A 25,160-nucleotide genomic window follows, 5' to 3' on the forward strand; every position below is an offset into this window, starting at 1 on the left:
CGTGAGCTGCAAACAGGGTGGTACCGCGCGCAAGCGTCCCTGCAACCTGGCAAACCAGTTATCTGCAGGAGACCACCACATGAGCGCGACGTATCCCAAGTCGAACGGCTCGGCATTCGGCCCGGGCGCCGAGGTGCCGGCATCGCCCTCGTTCGCGAGCATCGAGCAGCAGGTGCTCGAGTTCTGGCGCACCGACGACACGTTCCAGGCGTCGATCGACCGCCGCGACGGCGCCGAAGAGTGGGTGTTCTACGACGGCCCGCCGTTCGCGAACGGGCTGCCGCACTACGGCCACCTGCTGACCGGCTACGCGAAGGACGTGTTCCCGCGCTACAACACGATGCGCGGCAAGCAGGTCAACCGCGTGTTCGGATGGGATACGCACGGCCTGCCCGCGGAGCTCGAGGCGATGAAGCAGCTCGGCATCACGACGAAGGACGAGATCGAGGAGATGGGCGTCGGCGAGTTCAACGCCGCCGCGAAGGCCTCGGTGCTCAAGTACACGCAGGAGTGGCAGGACTACGTCGAGCGCCAGGGCCGCTGGGTCGACTTCGAGAACGGCTACAAGACGCTCAACCTCCCCTTCATGGAGTCGGTGATCTGGGCGTTCAAGCAGCTTTACGACAAGGGCCTCGCGTACGAGGGCTTCCGCGTGCTGCCGTACTGCTGGAACGACGAGACGCCGCTGTCGAACCACGAGCTGCGCATGGACGACGACGTCTACCAGGACCGCCAGGACAACACCGTCACCGTGACGTTCCCCCTCACGGGTGCCCGCGCCGCTGAGCTCGGGATCGACGGTGTCTCGGCGCTCGCCTGGACGACGACGCCCTGGACCCTCCCGACGAACCTCTCGCTCGCGGTCGGCCCCGCGATCGACTACGCCGTGCTGCCCACGGCCGACGGGCAGGCGACGTACCTGCTCGCCGAGGCGCGCATCCCCGCCTACCTCAAGGAGCTCGGCTACGAGTCGGCCGACGACGCGACCGCCGCCGTCACGACGCGGGTCGCCGGCGCCGACCTCGCCGGCGTCACCTACGAGCCCCTGTTCGACTTCTACACCGACACCGAGAAGTGGGGCACGGAGCGCGCCTGGCAGGTGCTCGTCGACGACTACGTCACCACGAGCGACGGCACCGGCATCGTGCACCAGGCGCCCGCCTACGGTGAGGACGACAAGCGGCTGAACGACGCGGCGGGCATCCCGACGATCCTCTCGCTCGACTCGGGCGGCAAGTTCCTCGCCGACGTCGCGCCCGTCGCGGGGCAGCTCTGGTTCGACGCGAACAAGCCGCTCGTGCAGGAGCTCAAGGCGGCCGGTCGACTGTTCCAGCAGAAGTCGTACGTGCACTCGTACCCGCACTGCTGGCGCTGCAAGCAGCCGCTCATCTACAAGGCGGTCTCGAGCTGGTTCGTGCGCGTGACCGAGTTCCGCGACCGCATGGTCGAGCTCAACGAAGAGATCACCTGGGTGCCCGAGAACGTGAAGCACGGCCAGTTCGGCAAGTGGCTCGAGGGCGCCCGCGACTGGTCGATCTCGCGCAACCGCTACTGGGGGTCGCCAATCCCCGTGTGGAAGAGCGACGACGACAACTACCCCCGCGTCGACGTGTACGGCTCGCTCGACGAGCTCGAGCGCGACTTCGGCGTGCGGCCGACCGACCTCCACCGGCCCGCGATCGACGAGCTCGTGCGCCCGAACCCCGACGACCCGACCGGGAAGTCGATGATGCGGCGCATCCCCGATGTGCTCGACGTCTGGTTCGATTCGGGCTCGATGCCGTTCGCGCAGGTGCACTACCCGTTCGAGAACGAGTCGTGGTTTGACTCGCACTCGCCGGCCGACTTCATCGTCGAGTACATCGGCCAGACGCGCGGCTGGTTCTACATGATGCACGTACTCTCGACGGCGCTATTCGACCGCCCCGCGTTCAAGAACGTCGTGTCGCATGGCATCGTGCTCGGCTCCGACGGGCGCAAGATGTCGAAGTCGTTGCGCAACTACCCCGACGTGCGCGAGGTGTTCGACCGCGACGGCTCCGACGCGATGCGCTGGTTCCTCATCTCGAGCTCGGTGCTGCGCGGCGGCAACCTCATCGTCACCGAAGAGGGCATCCGCGAATCGACGCGTCAGTTCCTGCTGCCGCTGTGGTCGACCTACTACTTCTTCACGACCTACGCGAACACGGCCGGCGGGCCGGATGCGCCCGGGTACGACGCCCAGTGGCGCACCGACTCGACGCACGTGCTCGACCGGTACATCCTCGCGAAGCTCCGCGAGACGATCGAGGCGGTGCGCGCCGACCTCGACGAGCTTGACGCGTCGAACGCGACAAACCGCCTGCGCGACTTCGCCGAGGTGCTTACGAACTGGTACGTGCGCCGTTCGCGCGACCGCTTCTGGGAGGGCCGCGAGGGTGAGCGCGCCGACGACAACACCGCCGCGTTCGACACGCTCTACACCGTGCTCGAGACGCTGTGTCGCGTCGCCGCACCGCTGGCGCCGTTCGTCACCGAGACCGTCTGGCGCGGCCTCACCGGCGAGCGCTCGGTGCACCTCACCGACTGGCCCGACGCCGAGGCGTTCCCCGCCGACCCGTCGCTCGTCGCGTCGATGGATGCGGTGCGCGAGGTCGTGTCGTCGGGTCAGGCGCTGCGCAAGGCGCACCAGCTGCGCGTGCGCCTGCCGCTGCGCCGGCTCACGGTGCTCACCGATCGCGCCGACGAACTCGCCGAGTTCGCCTCGATCGTCGCCGACGAACTCAACGTGCGCGAGGTGCTCGTGCAGCCGCGCAGCGACGAGGCCGCCGCAGAGTACGGCGTCTCGCGCGTGCTCCGGGTGAACGCCCGCGCGGCAGGCCCCCGCATCGGCAAGCAGGTGCAGCAGGCGATCAAGGGCTCGAAGAGCGGCGACTGGCAGGTCGACGACGCCGGACAGGTCGTCGCCGGCGGCATCGCCCTCGAGCCAGGGGAGTACGAGCTCGACCTGCAGGTCGCCGAGCGCCACGGCACCGAGGTGCTCGCGCTGCTGCCGAGCGGCGGCATCCTCGTGCTCGACGCCGAGGTGACCGACGAGCTCGCCGCCGAGGGCACCGCCCGCGACGCCGTGCGCGCCGTGCAGGACGCACGCAAGGCCGCCGGGCTCGCCGTGAGCGACCGCATCCGCCTCACCCTGCGCACCGACGACGCATCGGTCGCTTCGCTCGAGGCGAACCGCGATCTCATCGCAGGAGAGACGCTCGCCACTAGCCTTGAGGTGAGCGGCGGGGTCGCACCCGACCCGGCCCGCGCATCCGTGGCACACAGCTACGGCGCACTCGAGATCGAACTGGAGAAGGCATGAGCGATGAGCGTCGCGGAGACGAGTTCGGCGACGAGCTTCCCGAGGGCGAGCTGACCGCCGAAGACATTGCGAAGCTGCTCGGCGGCTCGCCATTCGACGACGGGCTCGACTTTGACACCGACTTCGCCGACGACCTCGTCGCCGAAGAGGAACGCCTCAGCGAGCGCGAGGCCGAGCAGCGGCGGCAGCTCGACGAGACCGACTGGGAAGACGAGGCCGACCAGGTCTTTCAGGAGCTCATGGAGCGCGTCGGTGAGGGGCAGCCGCAGCCGCGGCTCGAGCCCACTCGGCGAGTGTGCGAGCTGCTCGGCGACATTCACCGCGCGTGGCCGATGATTCACATCACGGGCACGAACGGGAAGTCGTCGACCGCGCGAATCGCCGAGTCGCTGCTGCGCGCCCACGGCCTGCGCACGGGCCTGCTCACGAGCCCGCACCTCGTGCGGCTCAACGAGCGCATCGGCATTGACGGGCTCCCGATCAGCGACGAGCGCCTCGTCGCGAACTGGCGCGACATCGAGCCGTTCCTCGCGATCGTGGATGCGGAGCTCGAGGAGGCGAACGAGGTTCGGCTCACGTTCTTCGAGGCGCTCACGGTGCTCGCGTTCGCGTGCTTCACCGACGCCCCGGTCGACGTCGCGATCGTCGAGGTCGGGATGGGCGGTGAGTGGGACTCGACGAACGTCGCCGACGGCGGCGTCGCGGTGTTCACTCCGATCTCGCTCGACCACCAGGGCCGCCTCGGCGACACGATCACCGAGATCGCGCGCACGAAGGCCGGCATCATCAAGCCCGGCGCGGCGGTCGTTTCGGCGGCACAGCCCGCCGACGCGGCGGCCGAGATCGCGGCGGCCGCGGCCGAGCGCGACGCGACCGTGTATGCCGAGCCCGACGCGTTCGCCGTCACGGCCGACCACATGGCGGTCGGCGGCCGACTCATCTCGGTGCGCGGCATCAACGGCCAGTACGACGACCTGCCCCTCGCGATCGCGGGGGAGTACCAGGCGCACAACGCCGCGCTTGCGCTCGCGGCGGTCGAGGCATTCTTCGGTGGCGAGCGCGAGCTGCTCACCGAGAACGTCGAGGCCGGCATCGCCGAGGCGCTCTCGCCCGGCCGCCTCGAGCTCGTCGGCGCGAACCCCGCGGTGGTCGTCGATGCGGCCCACAACCCCCACGGCGCGGCACACCTCGCGCAGGCCGTGAACGAGACGTATGCGTTCGACCAGCTCACGCTCGTGCTCGCCGTGCTCGAAGACAAGAACGTCGAGGGCATCGTGCGCCCGCTCGCGAACATCGCCGACCGCATCATCGTGACGCAGTCGGACTCGCCACGCGCGATTGCCGCGTACGACCTCGCCGAGATGGTGCGCGACGTGCTCGGGGAGGAACTCTCCGAGCAGAAGCAGGTGCGGGTCATCGATCGCTCCGACGAGGCGCTCGCGACCGCGCGCGCCGAGGCCGCCGCCTTCGAGCTCGGCGAAGACGAGTACGGGCTGCCGCAGTCGGCGGGCGTGCTCGTCACCGGCTCGATCACGCTCATCGGCGAGGCGTACGCTCTCGCACACGAGCAGGGCTGGAAGCAGGCACCGAGCGAGGGCGAGGAGTAGGAGTGGCTCGGAGGTACCGCGGCGTCACCGAGCAGCTCGGCTCGATTCTCATCGCCTTCGAGGTGATCGTGGTGTTCCTGGTCGCGCTCGCCCTGTTCGGCCTCGAGGCGCTCCCGCCCGTCGTCGCGCTCGGCGGCGGCGCGGTGTTCGTGCTCGCGTTCGTCGCAGGCGTGTACTTCCTGCGCAAACCCTGGGGTCGCTGGTACGTGCTCGGTCTGCAGATCGCGCTGACGCTGCTCGGCTTCTTCGAAGTGACCGTGTTTATTGTCGGCGCGCTGTTCCTCGCCGTGTGGGTGTTCTGCATGCTGCGCGGCGGCAAGATCGACGCCGAACGCGCCCCGATCATCGCCGAGTATGAGCGGGCCCGCGCGGCCGGCGAACTCGACGAGCCGAGCACCACCTAGCCGCAACCCGCTAACGTCATTGCGGGTGACGTGCCCGCAATCGTGAATTCAAGGAGTGAAGCATGACCGAACAGACACTCGTACTCGTGAAGCCCGACGGCGTTCGCCGTAACCTCATTGGCGAGGTCATCGCCCGAATCGAGCGCAAGGGCTACGTCGTCACCGACCTGCGCTACGTGCAGGCGACGCGCGAGCTGCTCACCGAGCACTACGCCGAGCACGTCGGCAAGCCGTTCTTCGAGCCGCTCGTCGAGTTCATGATGTCGGGCCCGACCGTCGCGATTCGCGTCGAGGGTGACTCGGTCGTCGAGGGCTTCCGCTCGCTCGCGGGTGCGACGAACCCGACGACCGCGGCGCCCGGCACGATCCGCGGCGACCTCGGCCGCGACTGGGGCAAGAAGGTCATCGAGAACCTCGTGCACGGCTCCGACTCGACGCTCTCGGCCGAGCGCGAGCTCGCCATCTGGTTCAGCTAGGGCTTCTCGCACCCACGCGAATGGTCGCGCCGGGTTTGCGGTGCAGATTTTTGGACGATCTCCGAGATTTTGGGGTTTGAACGGGCTCAGCCCGTTCAAACCCCAAAATCTCAGAGATCGTCCGTGTTTCCGGGCTAGACCGCGAAGGGTGTGACGCGGCGCGACGACGGGTATCGGTGCCGTTCGGTGCGGACCATCGAGAGGATCTGCGCCTCGCACTCGTCCCAGCGCTCGATGATGTCCCAGTACGTGAACCGCAGCATCGAGTATCCGAGCGACTCGAAGTAGCGGTCCTTCTTGCGATCGCGGATAAAATCAGCTTGATTCGAGTGGTAGGCAAAGCCGTCGCACTCGACGGCGAGGTAGTCGCCGATGAGAAAGTCGAGCTCGAACACACCGACCTTCACGTGTGTGCGGTGCTTGATGCCGAGCTGGCCCAGCCGCACTCGCACGAGCGACTCAAGCGCCGAGTCGGCACGGTGCCCCGAGAGCGCAATCGCGCGCTGGAGCTTTTCTTTCGCGAGCGGGTGCCCGTCAAGCGCCGTGATGTCGAGCGCGCGCCGGGCCATCTCGTCGAGGATCGCCACGAGCTCGTCGAGTTCGCAGCAGTCCTGGGCGCACAGCAAGATTCCCTCGTGGCTGTCGAGGGGGTCTTCGGGGAGGCCGAGGGTGGGCAAGTGATGCCACGTTTTACCAAGCCCGTAGGCGCCCACCCGCAGGTGCAGCTCCCTGAACTCCGGTGTCCAGAATCCGAGGTGCTGCAGCGCACTGAGGCAGGTGACGGTGCCGCGGGCGATCCGGGCGCGCCCGAACATCGTGAGCGGCGTCGTGGGTAGGCGATACCAGCCGCGCTGCTGTCTCGTTAACCGCCCAGCCGCGACGAGCTTGCCGATGGTGTGCCGGTCGTAACCGAGGCCATGGAGTTCCTCGGTCGAGATGACCTGGTGCTTGCGGTTGAGGTAGGCGTCGAGATCGTCGTGCATGGCCGGAAGCCTGCCCCTCGACCCAACGAAGACGGCGTGGACTGGAGACGACCTGTGGACAGCTGCGTATCCACAACGCGTTCGGAAGTCAGCCGAGCACGTGCGTCAAGCGCGGAAAACAGTTGCGGCCCTCGTCTCTGGTGGAGACGAGGGCCGCAACCGCTCGGGGGTTGCCGAGTTATGGGCTGGCTCGCTAGGGGTGGGCGGCCATCGCGCTGATGATTTCGTAGGCGACGTGGGATGCGCTCATGGCCGTGATCTGCGCGTGGTCGTACGCGGGAGACACCTCGACGACGTCGGCGCCAACGACGTTGAAGCCCGAGAACTCGCGGAGCATGCGCAGCAGCTCGCGGCTCGTCATGCCACCGGCCTCGGGCGTTCCCGTGCCGGGGGCGTGCGCCGGGTCGAGCACGTCGATGTCGACCGAGAGGTAGACGGGGCGGTCGCCGAGGCGCGCGCGCATGCGCTCGATCGCGACCGGTACGCCCTCGTTCTCGATTTCGTCGGTCGAGATGATCGCGAACCCGAGGCGCTCGTCGTCGCGCAGGTCTTGCTTGCTGTAGAGCGGGCCGCGGGTGCCGACGTGCAGGCTCGCCTCGAGGTCGATGAGCCCCTCTTCAGAGGCGCGGCGGAACGGCGTGCCGTGGGTGACCGGGGCGCCGAAGTAGGTGTCCCACGTGTCGAGGTGCGCGTCGAAGTGCACGACCGCGACGGGCCCGTGCTGCTTCGCGACCGAGCGGAGCATCGGCAGGGCAAGCGTGTGGTCGCCGCCAATCGCGACGAGCCGGGCGCCCGACGCGCGAAGCTCGTCGGCGCCGCGTTCCATGTCGGCGACGGCCTCGGAGATATCGAACGGGTTCACGGGAATGTCGCCGGCGTCGACGACCTGCACCTCGGCGAACGGGGCGATGTCGACCGCGGGGTTGTACGGGCGCAGCAGGCGGGATGCTTCGCGCACGTGCGAGGGCCCGAACCGGGTGCCGGGGCGGTAGCTCACGCCGCTGTCGAACGGCACGCCCACGACGATGACGTCAGCCGAGTCGACGTCGTCGAGCCGGGGGAGTCGCGCGAACGTGGCAATGTCGGCGAACCGAGGCGACTTGCTCGCGTCGGCCGGACCAAGCTTGCCGCTGTCAAACTTCACGTAGTCGGGGCCCATCTTATCCTCGCAATAGAAAACAAATGTTGTGTATTGCGAAACTACGACGCGATCGAACCTCGCGCAAGTCGCGAGCCGGCGGGCTGGGTGGTCGGGTGCGCGGCGAAGCGGGTGACGGGACGCGTGCGGCTCAGCGCCTGCTGCTCCAGGGTGCCGGCACGAGGATCCAGATGACCCGCGTCGCCTCGTTGCAGTGCCAGCTGTGCGGCTCGTCGCCGTGGAACGTCACGGTGTCGCCCGGCTTCAAACGGGTCGACGACGTGCTGAATCGCAGCTCGAGTTCGCCCGAGATGATGTGCAATACCTCGACGTCGCAGTTGATTGTGTAAAGCTCGTCGCCGCCGTCGGCGCCGGCCTCGATCGTGGAGTGGATGACCTGCACGGCCGACTGCCCGCGCGGCGTCACCAGCTGTTCGCGCGCCCCGAAGCCGCCGAGATTGATGTGCGGCGCCGAGTCGAGGTGCACGACCGCGGTATCGGGCTGATCAAACAGACTGCCGATCGTCACTGACAGCACCTGGCACAGTGCGTGCAGGGTCGCGACACTCGGCGAGGTTTCGTCGCGCTCGACGCGCGAGAGGTACCCCTTCGAGAGCCCCGTGCCCGAGGCAACCTCGGCGAGCGTGAGCCCTTGCGCTCGGCGGGCGGCGCGCAGCTTCGCGCCGATTCGGGCGGCCTGGGACTCTGCCTGTGGCGAGATTCCGCGCATCGGGTTCCTTTCGGTGGGTGGCCTCCAGTATCCACCAGTGCCCGCACATCCTCGCGAGGCGCGAGCGCGCGCGATGGGTTGCATTAGAGAAAACAAATGTTTCATACTGGGTGAACACCGCGCGACGTTCGCGGACGCCGGCCACGGCGAGAACCCCCTCGGAGGACTCAATGACGAACCCCATCCCGACGTCCGGCGCTGCCGACGCAACGGCAACCGACATCACGGTCGACGACATTGCGACCGCCGCCCAGGCAATTGTCGACGCGTTCGCAGCGAACGACGAGGCCGACTACTTCGGCCGGTTCGCGCCCGACTGCTCGTTCGCGTTCCACACCGACGGCGTGATTCACACCGAGCGCGACGCGTGGCAGCAGGGATGGCGCGAGCTGCGCGCCGACGGATGGGAAGTGCTCGAGTGCCACAGCCTCGTGACGCACATCCAGCTCATCCCCGAGGGCGGCATTTTCGTGCACGAGCTCGAGACGACGGCCCGCACCGGCGACGACACCGAGACCTACCGCGAACGTGAAACGATCGTGTTCACGCGCCGCGACGGCGAACTCGTCGCGGTGCACGAGCACCTCTCGACAATCGACGACACCGCGGCCGACACCCAGACCGACGCAAGTGAGGCAGCGGCATGAGCCATGACGTGACCACCGAATCTGCCGACGCGACCCAGGCCGAGGGGCCGATTCGCGGCACCCTCGGCGGCGGGCGCATCCTGCTCATCTGGCTCGCCGCGAACCTCGTCGTGACGACGCTCCTCACCGGCACGCTCTTCGTGCCCGGCGTCACCTTCGCCGAATCGGCGCTCTGGATTGTCGTCGGCACCGTGCTCGGCGCCTGCGTGCTCACCCTCATCGCCGTCATGGGCGTGCGCACGGGCCTGTCGACCATGGCGCTCACGAAGGGGTCGTTCGGCCTGCGCGGCTCGATCGTGCCCGCGCTGTCGAACCTCGTGATTCTCATGGGCTGGTCGTGGGTGCAGGCGATGCTCGCCGGCATCTCGCTCGACTACCTCATCTACAGCTGGACCGGCTTCTCGAACCCCGCGCTGTTCGCCGCCCTGTGCGAGATCGTCGTCGTGCTGCTCGCGATCTTCGGGCACGAGGGCATCGCGAAGATCGAGCCGCTGCTCGGCATCGTCATTCTCGGCTTCATGGCGTACGTCTTCATCACCGCGTTCGGGCAGCACTCGCTCAGCGAGTACCTGCAGCTGCAGGCCGACCCCGAGCTCGGCATGACCGGGCTCAGCGTGTTCGACATCGTCTTCGCCACGGCGATCTCGTGGACCGTGCTCTCGGCCGACCTCACCCGCCCCGCCCGCACGCCCCGCGGCGGCGCGACCGGCGCGGCGATCGGCTACACGCTCTCGACCGTGCTCGCGATGATGCTCGGCGCCGTCGCGATCTCGTACGTGCTGCTCGAGGGCGGCGAGGCGATCCCGTTCGACCCGACCGTGATTATCGACGCGTTCGGTGCGCCGCTCGCGATCGTGATGTTCCTGTCGGTCATGGCGACGAACACCATGGTCGTGTTCGGCATGACGCTCTCGCTGCAGCACGCGTTCCCCCTGAAGAAGCCGCTCCCGTTCGTGCCGACGGCGATCGGCGTCGGCATTGTCTCGGTGATCGGGTCGACCTGGCTCGGGCTGCTCGACCAGTTCACGACGTTCCTCTCGACCATCGGCGCCCCGTTTATTCCGGTGTTTGCCGTCATGATTATCGACTACTACGTCGCGCGCCGCGGCGTGTACGACCGCGACATTCTGCGCCACAGCGGCGGCAAGTACTGGTTCGCGGGCGGCTGGAACCTCGGCGCGATCCTCGCGTGGGTCGTCGGCGGTGTCACCTACTGGGTGCTCGCGTTCGTGTGGCTGTCGCCGGTCGGCGCGGCCCTGCCCACCGTGCTCGTGTCGGCGCTCGTTTATCTTGTGTGGGTGAAGGCCACCCGAATCACCGCCGAACCCGGCGCCCGCTCGCGCCACCTTGCCGAGGAGTCGTAGCGGCGTGTTCGTCGACCTCGCGCATCCGCTTCGCTCGGGCATGCCGGTGTTCCCCGGCGATCCCGCGGTCGCGGTGCGCCCGGCCGCCGAGCTCGAGCGCGACGGCTTCGCGGTCGCCCGGCTCGAGCTCGGCAGCCACAGCGGCACGCACGTGGATGCGCCGGCGCACTCGATCGCGGGCGGCCGCACGATCGACGCGGTCGGGCTCGACGAACTCGTCGGCGACGCGGTTGTCGTGCAGCTGCCGGGGCTCGCGCCGCGCGAGGTGATTTCGCGCGCGCGGCTCGCGCCCCTGCTGGATGCGGGGCTCGGCGGCGCGCGCATCGTGCTGCTCGCGACCGGCTGGGATACGCGGTGGGGCACGCCCGACTATTTCGCGCATCCGACCCTCGACCCCGACGCCTGCCGAGCCCTCCTCGACGCGGGGATGCACGTGCTCGGCGTCGACACCCTCAACCCCGACCCCTCCGACGGCGCCGACCTGCCGGTGCACGGAGCGGTGCTCGGCGGTGACCATCTCATTGTCGAGAACCTGCGGAGGCTCACCGAACTGCCGGCACGGGTGCGCTTCGCCGGAGTTCCGCTCCGAATCGCCGAGGGCGACGGCAGCCCGATTCGGGCGTACGCCGAAGTCGAATACTCCTGCTGCCCGGTGTCACAAAAGTGACCCGGGCAGCGAAGGTGTTGCGTGCCATAATGAGTGCGTGCGCGAGAGCGCATCGAGACTTTCGGGGGAGACCCCGGCCGCACCAGCGGCACGACGCAGAGCGTCGACAGACTTCCCGCGGAAAACCCCGCGGCCAACACAGAGTTCCGACCAGGAATCGCAGACGCGACTGGCCGGTAGTAGCAGGAGCACCCAGTGACGGTGGACAACCACGAGAACAATGCCAGCAACGACGCACAGAACGAGAACGAGCAGGTAGTCGAGGCGCAGCAGCCCGACACCGAGGCGGCCCCGACCGCGCAGACGCAGCTCGACGAGGCGCAGGCTGACGAGACCCAGGCTGACGAGGCACAGCCCAAGGTAACTGAGCCCGAAGCGGCCGACGTGGATGCGGCTGGCACGAATGCCGATGACGCTCAGGCCGACGGCGCCGAGGGTGAGTCGGCTGACGCTGAGCCGGCCGACAGCGAGTCGACCGACACCGAGGCAACCTCGTCCGAACCCGAGCCGACCGAGGACGAGGTCAAGACCCCGGAACGCGACCCGCGCATCCCCGAGGTCATCACGCGCCGCACCCTCTTCTTCCTCGCCCCCGACCTGCCGCCGCTGCCCGAGGCACCGCGCGACAGCCGCGGCGAGCAGCGCCACGACGACGGCGACGACGACTCGTCGCGCAGCGGCCGCCGCAGCCGCTCCCGCCGGGGCGGGCGTGGTAGCGAGAGCCGCGATTCGGGCCGCGACCAGCGCCAGCAGCGCGACCAGCGCGACGACCACGATGACGACGAGCCCGAGGCGCCGCAGATCACCGAGCCGCAGGCGGTCAAGGGGTCGACGCGCCTCGCCGCGAAGCGACAGCGCCGCCGCGAGAGCCGCGAGCTCGGCCGCCGCCGCACGGTCGTAACCGAGAGCGAGTTCCAGGCGCGTCGCGAGTCGGTCGACCGCAAGATGCTTGTGCGGGCGAAAGACGGCCGCGTGCAGATCGGCGTGCTCGAAGACAACATTCTCGTTGAGCACTACGTCGCCCGGAACGAAGACGTCTCGCTCATCGGCAACGTGTACCTCGGCCGCGTGCAGAACGTGCTGCCGAGCATGGAGGCCGCGTTCGTCGACATCGGGGCCGCGCGTAACGCCGTGCTCTACTCGGGCGAGGTCGACTGGAGCGCCGCCGAGCTCGGGCCGAACACGGCCCGCAAGATCGAGAATGCGCTGAAGCCCGGCGACAAGGTGCTCGTACAGGTCACGAAAGACCCGGTCGGCCACAAGGGCGCGCGCCTCACGAGCCAGGTCTCGCTGCCCGGTCGCTACCTCGTGTACGTGCCCGGCAACTCGCTCAACGGCATCAGCCGCAAGCTCCCCGAGACCGAGCGCAGCCGCCTCAAGAAGATCCTCAAGGAGGTGCTGCCCGACGGCGTCGGCGTCATCGTGCGCACCGCCGCCGAGGGTGCGACGCAGGAGCAGCTGCAGCGCGACGTTGACCGCCTCACGAAGCAGTGGGAAGACATTCAGCGCCGCGCCAACTCGGGCGGCAAGGGCGCGCAGACGCTCCACGCCGAGCCCGACATGCTCATCAAGATCATCCGCGATGTCTTCAACGAGGACTTCCACCAGCTGATCATTCAGGGGCAGTCGGAGCTCGACACGATCAAGAGCTACCTCGGCCAGGTGGCCCCTGACCTCCTCGAGCGCGTCGAGCGCTACTCGGGCGACGACATCTTCACCGAGTACAAGGTGAACGACATGATCGAGAAGGCGCTCGGCCGCAAGGTCTGGCTTCCCTCGGGCGGCTCGCTCGTCATCGACCGCACCGAGGCGATGACTGTCATCGACGTGAACACCGGCAAGTTCGTCGGCTCGGGTGGCAACCTCGAAGAGACCGTCACCAAGAACAACCTCGAGGCGGCCGAAGAGATCATTCGCCAGCTGCGCCTGCGCGACATCGGCGGCATCATCGTCATCGACTTCATCGACATGGTGCTCGAGTCGAACCGTGACCTCGTGCACCGCCGCCTCGTCGAGGGCCTCTCGCGCGACCGCACGAAGCACCAGGTCGCCGAGGTGACGAGCCTCGGCCTCGTGCAGATGACGCGCAAGAAGATCGGGCTCGGACTGCTCGAGACGTTCTCGGAGCCTTGCGACGCCTGCGCCGGTCGCGGCGTGGTCGTGCACTCGCACCCCGTCAACCACGGCGGTGGCGGCAACCAGTCGCGCGGCAACAAGTCGCGGTCGAACCGCGGCGGCAACGGCGGCGGCAACAACAACCGCGGCCAGAACACCGACTCGAAGCACCAGAAGTCGCAGAACGGCGGCACGCATGAGATCACCGACGATGCGCGCAACGCGCTCACGAAGATCGCGGCGTCGACTATGCCCGGCACGAACGGTGACGAGGCGGCTCGCGAGGCCGCGGCGCAGAAGCTCGCGGATGCGGCTGCCGCGGCTGCTGCGGGCAAGCCGGTCGCCGATGTGCTCGCGGCGGCGGGGGAGACCTCGACCGACAGCAACGATGGCAATGGCAACGACAACAACGGCGGGGATGAGCGCGAGGGGCGCCGCTCCCGGCGTTCGCGTCGCGGTGGTCGCGGCCGCAACAAGGGCAACGATCAGCGCGACGGCAACGAGTCGCAGAACGGCGGCGAGGCGCAGAACAGCGACGACTCGCAGGACAACACTGCGAAGCAGGATGCCCCCGCGCAGCGCGACACCAGCGACCAGCAGCAGCCGAGCGATGCCACGCAGGGCACCGAAGCGGCACCCGCGGCCGAGCCCGCGACGCGCCCCGACGCATCCGAGTCGAAGGCGCCCGCGCGCAAGTCGCGTCGCCGCATCAGCACCGGCACCGTGACCGCCGACGAGTCGCTGCGCAGCCCGCGGGAGCCCGAACAGCTCGCGATCGAGCTGCCCGAGGCGAAGCCCGCGGCCGAAAAGCCCGAGCTGGCCGGCGATCCGTCGGCGGCCCTCGCCTCGCTCGACGCGGCGCTCGACTCCCTCGCGGGCGTCGAGACGACGTCGACCGAGCCGGCTCAGGCCGCAGCGCCCGAGCAGGCCGCAGCGCCCGCCGCGGAGTCGAAGCCGAAGCGTCGGCGCCGCATCACGACCGGCCCCATCTCGACCGAATAGCGGGTCGAGCCGGGGACGGCTCGCAGGGTTGACGCTCACCCTGCGAATCGAGTAAAGTTGGTCGCTGTTGCACGCTCTTCGAGCAACGCGGCGTCGGCCGCGCAGTTGAGCGTCAGGTTTCGTGCACCGGCACGTCACGCAAGATTCGTTCGCGGGTCGATTGAGTTCGATTTGCAAAGAGAAAAGGTAACTGAAGTGGTATTCGCAGTAGTGCGCGCCGGTGGCCGGCAGGAAAAGGTCGAGGTTGGCTCGGTCGTCACCATGAACCGCGTTGTGGCCGATGAGTCGGGCAAGGTCGAGCTTCCCGCCGTGCTGCTCGTCGACGGCGACAAGATCACCAGCGACGCTGAGAAGCTCGCCAAGGTGACCGTCTCGGCCGAGGTTGTCGAAGACCTCCGTGGTCCGAAGATCCGCATCCAGAAGTACAAGAACAAGACCGGTTACAAGAAGCGCCAGGGCCACCGCCAGGAGCTCACCACGGTCAAGATCACCGACATCAAGTAGTCCAGAGGAGCAGACTGAAATGGCACACAAGAAGGGTGCGAGCTCGTCGAAGAACGGCCGCGACTCCAACGCCCAGCGCCTCGGCGTGAAGCGCTTCGCTGGTCAGGAAGTCAACGCCGGCGAGATTCTCGTTCGTCAGCGCGGCACCAAGTTCCACCCCGGCGCAAACGTCGGCCGTGGCGGCGACGACACGCTGTTCGCGCTTGCGACCGGCACGGTTGAGTTCGGCAACAAGGGCATGCGCAAGGTTGTCAACATCGTCGCAGCTGCCGAATAGGCACTGTGCGCCGCACCTGCGGCACCTGATGAAGGGGCGGAGACTTTCCGCCCCTTTTTCATTGCAGTTTTTCGCGGCGGTGGGTCACCGCCCGCGCCGTACCGTGACTTTGCTCGCGGCGACGGCACAATGGATGTGAGCTAAGGAGCACGCATGGCAACGTTCGTAGACGAGGTACGTCTGTACCTGCGCGCGGGCGACGGCGGCAACGGCTGCATGTCGATTCGTCGCGAGAAGTTCAAGCCCCTCGCCGGGCCTGACGGCGGCGACGGAGGCAACGGTGGCGACATCGTGCTCGTCGCCGACCCCGACGTGACGACGCTGCTCACGTATCACCACACCCCGCACCAGCGCAGCGACGCGGGCGGCTTCGGCATGGGTGACTACCGCAACGGTACGCAGGGTCGCGACCTCGAGCTGCCCGTGCCGGTCGGCACCGTCGTGCGCGACAGCGACGGTGAGGTGCTCATCGACCTCGACACGGCCGGGATGCGCTTCGTCGCGGCCGAGGGCGGCCTCGGCGGGCGCGGCAACAACTCGCTCGCGAGCTCGAAGCGCAAGGCGCCGGGCTTCGCACTGCTCGGCACGCCGGGCGACGAGCTTGAGCTCGTGCTCGAGCTCAAGACGGTCGCCGACGTCGCGCTCGTAGGCTACCCGAGCGCCGGCAAGAGCTCGCTCATCGCGGCCATGAGCGCCGCGAAGCCGAAGATTGCCGACTATCCCTTCACGACCCTGCACCCGAACCTCGGCGTCATCGAGACGGGCAACAGCCGATTCACGATGGCCGACGTGCCGGGCCTCATTGAGGGCGCGAGCGAGGGCCGCGGGCTCGGGCTCGAGTTCCTCCGCCACGTCGAGCGCTGCGAGGCGCTGCTGCATGTGCTCGACTGCGCGACGCTCGAGCCGGGGCGTGACCCGCTCAGCGACCTCGACGTCATCCTTGCCGAGCTCGACGCGTACGAGGTGCCCGAGGGGCAGACGCCGCTCACGCAGCGCCCCGCGATCGTCGCGCTGAACAAGATCGACGTGCCCGACGGTCGCGAGCTCGCCGAGTTCGTGCGGCCCGAGCTCGAGGAGCGCGGGTTCAAGGTCATGCTCGTGTCGACCGTGTCGCACGAGGGCCTGCGGGAGCTCGGCTTCGCGCTCGGCGAGATCGTCGAGGCGGCCCGTGAGCGCCGCGTCGATGACGACCAGCACCGGGAGCGCATCGTCATTCGCCCGAAGGCGGTCGACGAGAACGACTTCACGATTCGCGTCGAGGGCGGCACCTGGGGCGACATTTACCGCATCCTTGGCCGCAAGCCCGAGCGCTGGGTGGCGCAGACCGACTTCGCGAACGACGAGGCGGTTGGGTATCTCGCCGACCGGCTCGCGAAGCTCGGCCTCGAGGATGCGCTGGTCGCGAAGGGTGCGCAGGCCGGGTCGACCGTCGTGATCGGTCCCGGCGACGGCATGATCTTCGACTGGGAGCCGACGCTGTCGAGCGCCGCCGAGGTCATGACGGCGCGCGGCACCGACATCCGTTTCGAGGAGCGCACGCGGCGAACGACGAAGGAACGCCGCGACGACTACTACAAGTGGATGGACGCGAAGGCGTCGGCCCGTGCCGAGCTTGAGCAGGAGCGCGAGGCGGGCCTGTGGCGCGAGTCCGACGAAGCGGCCGATTCGCCTGAAAACTCGCGGTAGGATTGCAGTATGTTCGCGATTTCCCCGGTGATTCAGGCCGCAGATGACGTCATGATCGTGCACCCCGGCGAGATGTGGTTCCCGCCGATTGTGTTCGGCATCCTCACGCTCGTCATCCTGCTCGCACTGGCGCTCGTCGCTTTCTCGTTCCGTAACATGGCGGCGTCGCACCCCGTGAACTCGGAAGTCTCGCCGTACGAGCCCGTCGGCCACCCGGGGCACCCCATCGAGGGCCCGAGCCACGAGGGCGCGCAGGTTGCGCACGGCCACGAAGACGCGCTCGTGCGTGACCAGATCGGCCGCTCGCAGGGTGAGCAGCGCGCCGCCGAGCAGCACCACGACCGCTAGCGAATCACCGGCGTGACGCCAGCCGAACAGCACTCGAGCCCCCGCCGCCGTCGCGTCGGCATTATGGGCGGCACGTTCGACCCGATTCACCACGGACACCTCGTCGCGGGCAGCGAAGTCGCACAGCACTTCGACCTCGACGAGGTGTACTACGTTCCCACCGGGAACCCGTACATGAAGTCGGGCGTCTCACCCGCTGAGCACCGCTACCTCATGACGGTGATCGCGACCGCGTCGAACCCGCGATTCTCGACGAGCCGCGTCGACATCGACCGACCGGGGCCGACCTACACGATCGATACGCTCCGTGATTTTCACGAGAAGCTGCCCGACGCCGAACTCTTCTTCATTACGGGAGCCGACGCCGTCGCGCAGATTCTCGAGTGGAAAGAGGCGAGCGAGATGTTCGACCTCGCGCACTTCGTCGCGGTCTCGCGGCCTGGCCACGAGCTCGACCTCGAGGGGCTCTCGCTCGAGAACGTCTCGGTGCTCGAGATTCCCGCACTCGCCATCTCATCGACCGACCTGCGCAACCGCGTGCGGGCCGGCGCCCAGGTCTGGTACCTCGTGCCCGACGGCATCGTGCAATACATCAACAAGAACCGGCTGTATCGGCCGGACGAACAGCGCAGCATTTAGCTGCCGGGGTTGGGAGACCAGATTTATGACCGCAACTGAGCACGCCATCGAGCTCACCCGCGCCGCGGCCCGCGCCGCCGACGAACGACAGGCCACCGACCAGATTGGCCTCGATGTGAGCGAGACGCTGCCGTATGCGGACGTGTTTCTCATCGCCTCGGGCCGCAACGAGCGCATGGTGCTGTCGATCGCCGAAGAGATCGAAGACAAGCTCCGCGAGGGCTACGACCTGAAGGCGCTGCGCCGCGAGGGCACCGACCTCGGCCGATGGGTGCTGCTCGACTTCGGCGACCTCGTCGTGCACGTGTTCCACGAGGAAGAGCGCGAGTACTACTCGCTCGAGCGCCTCTGGCGTGACGCCCCTGTCGTCCCGCTCGAGCTCGCCACCGAGGCGCAGGACTAGCGCCCGCCGTGGCCAGCGAGGGGCTGCCCGAGCACCGCAACTGGTGGGGGCTCGTCGTCACGGGCCTCGCCGTTGGTATCGCCTCGGGCCTGTTCGGGGTCGGCGGCGGCATCATCGTCGTGCCGGCGCTCGTGTACGTGCTCGGCTACGGGCACAAGCTCGCCTCGGGCACGTCGCTGCTCGCGATCGTGATTCCGGCCGCGGTCGGGGTCGTGAGCTACGGCGTGCGCGGTGACGTCGACTACCTCCTGGCACTGCTGCTCGCCGTCGGCTCCATCGTTGGCGCGCCGATCGGCGCGTGGCTGCTCAAACGCTTGAACCGGCGCGCCGTGCAGTGGGCGTTCATCGCGTTCATCGTCATCGTGATCGTCTCGCTGTTCCTCGTCGTGCCGTCGCGAGACGCCACGGTGCACCTCGACCCGATCAAGGGCGCGCTCGTCGTCGTCGCGGGCTTTATCGCCGGCGTTGCGGGCGGCCTGCTCGGCATCGGCGGGGGAGTGATCGTCGTGCCGACGCTCGTGCTGCTGTTTGGCGCGAGTGACCTCGTCGCGAAGGGCACGTCGCTACTCATGATCATCGCGACCGGGTTCGCGGGCACCGTCGCGAACATCCGTCACCGCAACGTCGATGCGCGGGGCGCGCTCGTGCTCGGGCTCGCGGCGGGGGCAGTGACGCCGTTCAGCGTGTGGCTGTCGACGATCATGTCGCCGTACGCGGCGAACGTCACGTTCTCGGTGTTCCTCGTGCTCATCATTGTGCGAATGCTGCGCGATGTGCTCTCGAAGCCTGACTCGAGCGGCTCCGCGAAGTAGGGCGAGGGTCGGCGGATACGCGCCGGCAGTAATTTGCGAAGCCCGGTTTCGGTGGGCTATAGTCGTTGAGTTGCCTCCGCAGCTGCGGAGACGAAATGGGCCCATGGCGCAGCTGGTAGCGCACCTGCATGGCATGCAGGGGGTCGCGGGTTCGAATCCCGCTGGGTCCACAAAATTTCGCGAGTCGCGACACCGAGTATCGGGTCGCGACTCGCGTCGTTTCCGCGCGCCGCCCTCGGCCGGCCTTCGGCCAGCCTTCGGCCAGCCCTCGGCTCACGGCTCTCGGCTCTCGGCCCTCGACCGCTGTGCCGTATCCACCTCCGCGAACTGACGGCAATTTGCGGCGTTTCGCCCCGAAACGCTGCAAATTGCCGTCAGTTCGCGAGGGTAGTGGCCGGGTTTCCGGCGCGCTTGCGCTGTAGTTCGCGAGGTCTGCGCAATTGCCTGGTGAGATGATGCTTTAGGAGTGCGTACCGGCCGAAGCTTCGGCCGGCCCGCACGGCGAACCACATCGAGCAGAAGGAGTCAGGCATGCGGGTCGGCATTGTCGTCGGATCAATTCGTGAGGGACGCAAGGGGCGCCACGTCGGCGACTGGGCACTAACGCACGCGCGTGCGTGGGCCGAAGCAAACGACGCAGACGTGCAGTTCGAGCTCATCGACCTCAAGGACTTCGACCTGCCGCTGCTCACCGCCGCGGTCGTGCCGGGCGCCGCGAACCGCAAGTACGACGACGAGCGCGTGCGCAACTGGAGCGCCGCGATCGACGCCTGTGACGCCTACGTGTTCGTGACGCCCGAGTACAACCACGGCGTGCCGGGCGCCTTCAAGAACGCCGTCGACTCGCTCGGCCCCGAGTGGTCGGGCAAGACCGTGGCGTTCGTGTCGTACGGCGCCGACAGCGGCGTGCGCGCCGTCGAACAGTGGCGCCAGATCATGGGCAACTTCCAGATGTTCGTCGTGCGCGCGCAGGTGTCGTGCTCGACGTTCGCCGAGTTCACCGACGGCGAGTTCACGCCGACCGAGCGACGAGCCGGGTCGCTCGGCGACCTGCTTACCCAGCTCGTCGCGGCGACGCGAAAGCTCGCCTGACGGCGCCGACCGCTACAGCGACTCGGCGAGCGCCTTCAAGCGTGCGACCGAGGCGGCAAGCTGCGCCTCGCCGGTTGCGCGAGCGCGCGGGAAGCGCGTCTCGTCGGTGAGCTGCGTCCAGTCGTAGGTGTGCGTGACGTGGCACGTCGCGTCGCCGGTCGCCTCGACGTCCCAGCGCCACACGTGACCGCGAGCCTCTTCGCCGGTGGGCGCGGGCTTCCACGCGATCGTGGTGCCTTCTGCGAAGTCGATGACGTGGTTCTCGCGCGACTCGCCGTTCGTGAGGTTCATGTTGAACACGTCGCCGACCGTGAGCACTCGCTGCCCTTCGGCGGCGGAGGCGAGGTTGTCGTTGCCATCCCACTCGGGCTGGCGGCTCGGGTCGGCGATGAGCTCGAAGACCGTCTCGGCGGCGGCGTTGATGTCGTCGCTCGCGGTGACGATGCGCGATTCGGTGGTGTCAGTCATACCGTCATGCTGTCACGCAGAGGTGGGAGGCGGCACCGAGCCCGCGGGAGAAATCGAGAGGCCCGGCTTGCGCTGGTGCACCGAGAGGTACCGCAGCCCCTCCGGCCCCGCGACGATGCGCCGCTGCGACCGCGCCGGCAGCCACACGAGCGCATCCGGACGCAGGCCGACCGGGTCGCCCTCGGTCTCGAGCGTGCCCGATCCGGAGAGTACGAGCAGCAGCACATCGAGGCTTGGCCCGTCGTGTCGGCGAATCTCGTCGCCGGCCGGGAGCACGATGACGTTCGCGTCGAGGTCGCGGGCGGCCGGCTCGAGCCGCCACGCCGAGCCGCTCGCCGAGTCGCCGTCGCGGGCATCGCCGACGAGGCGGGGGAGCGGCGTGCGCGTGCGCTTCGAGATACGGATGCGCCAGCCGGCTTCGTCGCTCGACCCGGGCAGCGCATCCCAGCCGTACGAGCCCGGCAGCTCACGCGCGAACTCGTCGCGCAGGTGCTTCGGCTCGTGGTCGTTGATGAGCACGAGGGCTTCACCGACCGCGAGCGTCGCGAACTCGGCGAAGATGCGCCCGTGGCGCTGCGGCTTCGGGATCGACCGCACGTCGAGCTCACGGTCCGTGGCGTTGGGTGATGTGGGGTCGGTCTCGTTGGGCATATGGCCATCCTGGCAGCTCACCGCGGGTAGTGAGCACGAATCCGGAGGGGATTTCGTTCCCTACGAACAGCATGCGCGAGGAGTCGGCACCAGTGGTTGCGAGTGAGTCGTCATCGTTGGAGCTGCCATCGCTCGGCCTGGTCGGGTCGTCGGTATCGCGGCGATGTCGGTGGCCCGGTGGACACTATGCGCATGAGTGACGAAGCCTGGACCGAACGAGACGATGCCCTGCGGCACTTTGCCGCGCTCCCCGACGGCCATCCCGCACGACAGTTCGAAGCCTTCGCGCGTCGCGCCATCGATCCCGACTATTCGATGACCGAACTCCTGAAATTCGTGACACCTGAAATGGGCCGCAGGTGGGCCGATTTCAGCGACGTCCACGCGTGGTTGACGAGCAGCGCGTTCGCGATCGCGACCGGGGCCCTTCGACACGTTGGTGCGGAGGACGTCGCCTATGTCCTGCTCTCGCTCGACACGGGGCAGTACCACCACCCGGGCGGCATCCCCGATGAGGTTGCCCATGTGAGCTATGTATGGCGACCCGAGCTTGGCGGATGGCGGATCGATGCCCTCGGCAACCCGCTGCCTCCGCACTGGTTAAACCGCAGCGCTGGAGCGGCAGCCAGCGCGCCCCGGTACGAGACCGACCAATTGGTCGACCTCGTGCCGGGCGACTGAACGAGGCAGCCTACGGACGCGGAGCGTCAGCGAGCCCCTGGTCGGCGCTCGCCGCGGCGTCGGCGAGCGTGTGCGTGTCGATGACGAAGCGGTAGCGCACGTCGGAGCTCAGCACCCGCTCCCACGCCTCGTTGATCTCGGTGGCGCCGACGAGTTCGGTCTCGGGGTGAATGCCGTGCTCGGCGCAGAAGTCGAGCATCTCCTGGATCTCGCCGATGCCGCCGGTCGTCGAGCCCGCGAGCGTGCGGCGGGCGGGAATGAGCGAGAACGCCGGCACCGAGAACGGTTCGGCCGGGGCGCCGACGTTGACGAGGGCGCCGTCGACGTCGAGCAACTGCAGGTAGCTCGTGATGTCGAGGCCCGCCGACACCGTGTTGATGATGAGGTCGAGGCTGCCCTTCAGCGCGCCGAACGCCTCGGGGTCGGTCGTGTCGACATACCGGGCAGCGCCGAAGGCGAGGGCGTCGTCGCGCTTCTTCGTGCCGCGCGAGAGCACCGTGACCTCGGCGCCGAGCGCGACCGCGAGCTTCACCCCCATGTGGCCGAGCCCGCCCATGCCGACGACCGCGACGCGCTTGCCTGGGCCGGCACCCCAGTGGCGCAGCGGCGAGTACGTGGTGATGCCGGCGCACAGGAGCGGCGCGGCCTTCGCAGGGTCGAGACCCTCGGGGATGCGCACAACGTAGTTCTCGTTCGTCACGATCGCCTCGGAGTAGCCGCCCTGCGTGATCGTGCCGTCGACGTCGACCCCGTTGTAGGTCTGGGTGTTGCCGTTGATGCAGTACTGGTCGTGGCCGAGCGCACACTGCGCGCACTCGCCGCACGAGTTCGACTGGCAACCGACACCGACCGTGTCACCGACGCGGTGCTTCGTCACGGCCGACCCGACCGCGGCGACGCGGCCGACGATTTCGTGACCGACGACCTGCGGGTACTGAATCTGGCCCCACTCGCCGCGGATCGTGTGGATGTCGGAGTGGCAGATGCCGGCGTAATCGATGTCGATGAGCACGTCGTGCGGCAGCAGGTCGCGGCGCTCGATGGTGAGTGGAACAAGCGGGCTCGTCGCGTCGACGGCGCCATAGGCGTGCACAGTGCGCATGGGGTGCTCCTTGAAGAGGAAGGGGGAGTGACGGAAAGGTCAGGCGCACGACTGTACCGCCATCGGGTGGTGGCTTCTTGGGGAGGTTCCCAGTCGCGGAACGCGGCGGCTGCTGCGGCGTCGGCACGACGTGCACGGGGCCATGTCGCAGGGTCGACCTAGCTTCACGAGTGAGGCGCGACGTCCGTCGAACCCCGCCTCGCAACCTTTGGAGTAACCGTGTCAAACTTCCAGGCTCCGGCCCAGAACCCCATCCCTCCGGCTCCCGCACCCGCGTCGGGTCTGCAGCCGCCCATCCCGGCTCCGCCGAAGCGCAAGAACGGCCTCGGCATCGCGGCGCTCATCGTCGCGATCGTCGGCTTCGTCTTCGCTTGCATGCCGGGTGCGCTCATCGTCGGCTGGGTGCTGCTGCCCGTCGGCTTTATCCTCGGCCTCGTCGCGCTGTTCCTGCGCGGCAAGGTGAAGTGGCAGGCGGTGAGCGCCGTGATCATTTCGGTCGTCGGCACCATTGTTGGTGTTGCCGTCTTCTTCGGTGTCGTTGCGAACGCCGTCAACGAGGTCGTCGAAGAGAACGGCAACGTCGACGTCACCTCGAACGACGGTGCCGAGGCCGATGCGGTCGACGCTGACGAGGAGGCGGTCGCAGAGGAGGCTGGGGCCGACGACGCTGCCGAGGCAGGCACGCGCGAGAACCCGGTTCCGCTCGGGTCGACGCTCGAGGGCAAGGACTGGATCATCACGATCAACTCGGTCACGCTCGACGCGACCGAGGCGGTCTTGGCCGAGAACCAGTTCAATGAGGCTCCCGCCGACGGCAACGTCTACATTCTCGTGAACTACACCGTCACCTACACTGGCGACGACCTGGAGGGCTCGATGCCCATCATGACGACGGTCGAGTTCGTCACGGCTGCGGGCAACACGGTCGAGTCGTACGAGAGCTTCACGGTCGCACCCGACGCGATTGACACCACGAGCACCCTCTACGAGGGCGCGTCTGCCACCGGGAACGAGGTCTTCGAGGTGCCCGCTCCCGCCGACGGTGTGATCGCGGTGAAGCCCGGCATGACGGCCGACACCGTGTTCGTCGCCATTCAGTAGTTCGGCGGGCCCGGCGTTCGGTCCGGAGCTCGGTCCTGCGGCCCCGCGTATCCGAGTGGATGCGCGGGGCTACGCGGCGCCGCGGTGCGGACATCCCGGTCTGCCACAATCGACGCATGTTTGAGGTCGAGCTGCGCGGCGCCGTGATCACCGACATCGAGTCGCTGTACGACGAACTCAATCGCGGCTTCATGCAGCATGAAGACTGGCAGCTCGGGCAGAGCCTCGACGCCCTCGACGACCTGCTCTACGGCGGTATCGGTGACGCGGTGGGGCACGATCGCATCCGCGTCACCTGGCGAGACCACGAGCGCAGCCGGGCCCGCCTCGGGGCCGAGACGACCGCATCCTGGTACGAGGCCAAGCTCGCCCGGCCCGGCGCGTTCAACGTCGACAAAATCACCCGCGACCTGGCGGCATTACGGGAAACCGGAGGGCCAACCTACTTCGACCTCGTGCTCGAGGTGTTCGCGGGCCACGACAACGTCGAACTCGTGCTGGCCTGAGTCGTCGCGGCTACTGCAGCGCGCGCACGTAGAACCAGCGGCCCTGCTCGCGCACGAACTCGCTGTTTTCGTGCAGCGTGCCGCGCTCATCCGCATCCTTGAAGTGCGCGATGAACTCCACGGTCGCCGTCGAGTCGAACGGCGTGCCTGTCGTGCCGAGCACCTCGAGGCGCTGCCACACGAGGTCGGCGTCGAGATCGAGCCGCTCGGGCCTGCGGCTCGGGTGCCAGGTCGAACGAAGGTAGTTGGCGTCGCCCGTCACAAACGCGGTGAACCGGGAGCGCATGAGCGCCTCGGCGGTCGGCGCGGGCTGCCCCGCGTGGAATCGGCCGCAGCATTCGCCGTAGGTGAGTCCGGTGCCGCAGGGGCAGCGAGTGTCGTTGGCAAGCACGACACCAGCGTAGCCGCGCTCGG

General features: G+C 68.2%; 26 protein-coding genes and 1 tRNA gene. 20 read left to right on the forward strand and 7 right to left on the reverse strand.

The window, feature by feature from the left end:
• Nucleotides 1-79 precede the first annotated feature (79 nt).
• The 4 genes from ileS to ndk all read left to right on the forward strand — a co-directional run bounded on the left by ileS (nt 80) and on the right by ndk (nt 5,830).
• A complete protein-coding gene (gene ileS / locus G328_RS0106355; RefSeq protein WP_019618507.1) occupies nt 80-3,343 on the forward strand; it encodes an isoleucine--tRNA ligase in 3,264 nt (1,087 codons plus the stop codon).
• Nucleotides 3,340-4,950 carry a bifunctional folylpolyglutamate synthase/dihydrofolate synthase gene (locus G328_RS0106360; RefSeq protein WP_019618508.1) on the forward strand — a complete coding sequence of 537 codons (1,611 nt, stop codon included), beginning with the start codon at nt 3,340-3,342 and terminating at the stop codon, nt 4,948-4,950. Before ileS ends, G328_RS0106360 begins: the two co-directional genes overlap by 4 nt.
• A 2-nt stretch (nt 4,951-4,952) precedes the next feature.
• Nucleotides 4,953-5,354: a DUF4233 domain-containing protein gene (locus G328_RS14500; protein WP_019618509.1), complete on the forward strand. Its 402-nt coding sequence runs from the start codon at nt 4,953-4,955 to the stop codon at nt 5,352-5,354.
• A gap of 62 nt (nt 5,355-5,416) precedes the next feature.
• Nucleotides 5,417-5,830, forward strand: coding sequence for a nucleoside-diphosphate kinase (gene ndk / locus G328_RS0106370; RefSeq protein WP_019618510.1), 414 nt, complete (start codon nt 5,417-5,419; stop codon nt 5,828-5,830).
• A 134-nt stretch (nt 5,831-5,964) separates the two neighbouring features.
• Here the strand turns inward: ndk and G328_RS0106375 are convergent, their stop codons facing one another.
• From G328_RS0106375 to G328_RS0106385, 3 genes are all read right to left on the reverse strand, one after another.
• Nucleotides 5,965-6,813, reverse strand: a complete 849-nt coding sequence (locus tag G328_RS0106375; RefSeq protein WP_019618511.1) for a type IV toxin-antitoxin system AbiEi family antitoxin domain-containing protein — start codon at nt 6,811-6,813, stop codon at nt 5,965-5,967.
• Between the two features lie 193 nt (nt 6,814-7,006).
• Entirely contained in the window at nt 7,007-7,972 is a 966-nt protein-coding gene (gene speB, locus G328_RS0106380; RefSeq protein ID WP_019618512.1) for an agmatinase, read from the reverse strand.
• Between the two features lie 130 nt (nt 7,973-8,102).
• Nucleotides 8,103-8,681, reverse strand: coding sequence for a helix-turn-helix domain-containing protein (locus tag G328_RS0106385; protein WP_019618513.1), 579 nt, complete (start codon nt 8,679-8,681; stop codon nt 8,103-8,105).
• Nucleotides 8,682-8,851: 170 nt separating this feature from the next.
• Between G328_RS0106385 and G328_RS14505 the strand changes: the two genes are divergently transcribed.
• The 13 genes from G328_RS14505 (at nt 8,852) to G328_RS0106450 (ending at nt 20,237) form a co-directional block, all read left to right on the forward strand.
• Nucleotides 8,852-9,328 (forward strand): nuclear transport factor 2 family protein, encoded by a 477-nt coding sequence (locus G328_RS14505; protein ID WP_019618514.1) that lies wholly within the window; start codon nt 8,852-8,854, stop codon nt 9,326-9,328.
• Between the two features lie 8 nt (nt 9,329-9,336).
• Nucleotides 9,337-10,692: a purine-cytosine permease family protein gene (locus tag G328_RS0106395; RefSeq protein ID WP_235619851.1), complete on the forward strand. Its 1,356-nt coding sequence runs from the start codon at nt 9,337-9,339 to the stop codon at nt 10,690-10,692.
• 4 nt (nt 10,693-10,696) lie between these two features.
• Nucleotides 10,697-11,359: a cyclase family protein gene (locus G328_RS14510; protein WP_019618516.1), complete on the forward strand. Its 663-nt coding sequence runs from the start codon at nt 10,697-10,699 to the stop codon at nt 11,357-11,359.
• Nucleotides 11,360-11,554: 195 nt separating this feature from the next.
• Complete coding sequence (locus tag G328_RS0106405) at nt 11,555-14,476, forward strand: Rne/Rng family ribonuclease (RefSeq protein ID WP_019618517.1); 2,922 nt, start codon at nt 11,555-11,557, stop codon at nt 14,474-14,476.
• A 195-nt stretch (nt 14,477-14,671) separates the two neighbouring features.
• Nucleotides 14,672-14,980: a 50S ribosomal protein L21 gene (rplU, locus tag G328_RS0106410; RefSeq protein WP_026339697.1), complete on the forward strand. Its 309-nt coding sequence runs from the start codon at nt 14,672-14,674 to the stop codon at nt 14,978-14,980.
• Nucleotides 14,981-14,999: 19 nt separating this feature from the next.
• Complete coding sequence (gene rpmA / locus G328_RS0106415; protein WP_019618519.1) at nt 15,000-15,257, forward strand: 50S ribosomal protein L27; 258 nt, start codon at nt 15,000-15,002, stop codon at nt 15,255-15,257.
• A 153-nt stretch (nt 15,258-15,410) separates the two neighbouring features.
• Nucleotides 15,411-16,943 (forward strand): GTPase ObgE, encoded by a 1,533-nt coding sequence (gene obgE, locus G328_RS0106420; protein WP_019618520.1) that lies wholly within the window; start codon nt 15,411-15,413, stop codon nt 16,941-16,943.
• A 9-nt stretch (nt 16,944-16,952) separates the two neighbouring features.
• Nucleotides 16,953-17,291: a hypothetical protein gene (locus tag G328_RS0106425; protein ID WP_019618521.1), complete on the forward strand. Its 339-nt coding sequence runs from the start codon at nt 16,953-16,955 to the stop codon at nt 17,289-17,291.
• 12 nt (nt 17,292-17,303) lie between these two features.
• Nucleotides 17,304-17,930, forward strand: coding sequence for a nicotinate-nucleotide adenylyltransferase (gene nadD, locus G328_RS0106430; RefSeq protein ID WP_019618522.1), 627 nt, complete (start codon nt 17,304-17,306; stop codon nt 17,928-17,930).
• 25 nt (nt 17,931-17,955) lie between these two features.
• Complete coding sequence (gene rsfS, locus G328_RS0106435; RefSeq protein WP_019618523.1) at nt 17,956-18,333, forward strand: ribosome silencing factor; 378 nt, start codon at nt 17,956-17,958, stop codon at nt 18,331-18,333.
• 8 nt (nt 18,334-18,341) lie between these two features.
• Complete coding sequence (locus G328_RS14515) at nt 18,342-19,145, forward strand: sulfite exporter TauE/SafE family protein (RefSeq protein WP_019618524.1); 804 nt, start codon at nt 18,342-18,344, stop codon at nt 19,143-19,145.
• A 97-nt stretch (nt 19,146-19,242) separates the two neighbouring features.
• Nucleotides 19,243-19,315 (forward strand) — tRNA-Ala (locus G328_RS0106445).
• Nucleotides 19,316-19,676: 361 nt separating this feature from the next.
• Complete coding sequence (locus G328_RS0106450) at nt 19,677-20,237, forward strand: NADPH-dependent FMN reductase (protein ID WP_019618525.1); 561 nt, start codon at nt 19,677-19,679, stop codon at nt 20,235-20,237.
• Between the two features lie 12 nt (nt 20,238-20,249).
• Here G328_RS0106450 and G328_RS0106455 read toward each other — a convergent pair whose 3' ends face one another.
• Nucleotides 20,250-20,705 (reverse strand): SRPBCC family protein, encoded by a 456-nt coding sequence (locus tag G328_RS0106455; RefSeq protein WP_019618526.1) that lies wholly within the window; start codon nt 20,703-20,705, stop codon nt 20,250-20,252.
• A gap of 12 nt (nt 20,706-20,717) precedes the next feature.
• On the reverse strand, nt 20,718-21,356 hold the full coding sequence (locus G328_RS0106460) for a DUF2249 domain-containing protein (protein WP_019618527.1): 639 nt from the start codon (nt 21,354-21,356) through the stop codon (nt 20,718-20,720).
• Nucleotides 21,357-21,548: 192 nt separating this feature from the next.
• Here G328_RS0106460 and G328_RS0106465 point away from each other — a divergent pair, with 192 nt between their 5' ends.
• The gene (locus G328_RS0106465) at nt 21,549-22,037 is read left to right on the forward strand and encodes a hypothetical protein (RefSeq protein WP_154651542.1); all 489 of its coding nucleotides are present in this window, start codon (nt 21,549-21,551) and stop codon (nt 22,035-22,037) included.
• A 10-nt stretch (nt 22,038-22,047) separates the two neighbouring features.
• Here G328_RS0106465 and G328_RS0106470 read toward each other — a convergent pair whose 3' ends face one another.
• The gene (locus tag G328_RS0106470; RefSeq protein ID WP_019618529.1) at nt 22,048-23,139 is read right to left on the reverse strand and encodes an NAD(P)-dependent alcohol dehydrogenase; all 1,092 of its coding nucleotides are present in this window, start codon (nt 23,137-23,139) and stop codon (nt 22,048-22,050) included.
• A 219-nt stretch (nt 23,140-23,358) separates the two neighbouring features.
• Here G328_RS0106470 and G328_RS0106475 point away from each other — a divergent pair, with 219 nt between their 5' ends.
• Nucleotides 23,359-24,240: a hypothetical protein gene (locus tag G328_RS0106475; protein WP_019618530.1), complete on the forward strand. Its 882-nt coding sequence runs from the start codon at nt 23,359-23,361 to the stop codon at nt 24,238-24,240.
• A gap of 116 nt (nt 24,241-24,356) precedes the next feature.
• Entirely contained in the window at nt 24,357-24,746 is a 390-nt protein-coding gene (locus tag G328_RS0106480; RefSeq protein WP_019618531.1) for a barstar family protein, read from the forward strand.
• 10 nt (nt 24,747-24,756) lie between these two features.
• Here the strand turns inward: G328_RS0106480 and G328_RS0106485 are convergent, their stop codons facing one another.
• Nucleotides 24,757-25,137 (reverse strand): YchJ family protein, encoded by a 381-nt coding sequence (locus G328_RS0106485; protein WP_019618532.1) that lies wholly within the window; start codon nt 25,135-25,137, stop codon nt 24,757-24,759.
• Nucleotides 25,138-25,160: the final 23 nt, after the last annotated feature.

Source organism: [Zimmermannella] faecalis ATCC 13722, assembly GCF_000381765.1.
GTDB lineage: Bacteria > Actinomycetota > Actinomycetes > Actinomycetales > Microbacteriaceae > Gulosibacter > Gulosibacter faecalis.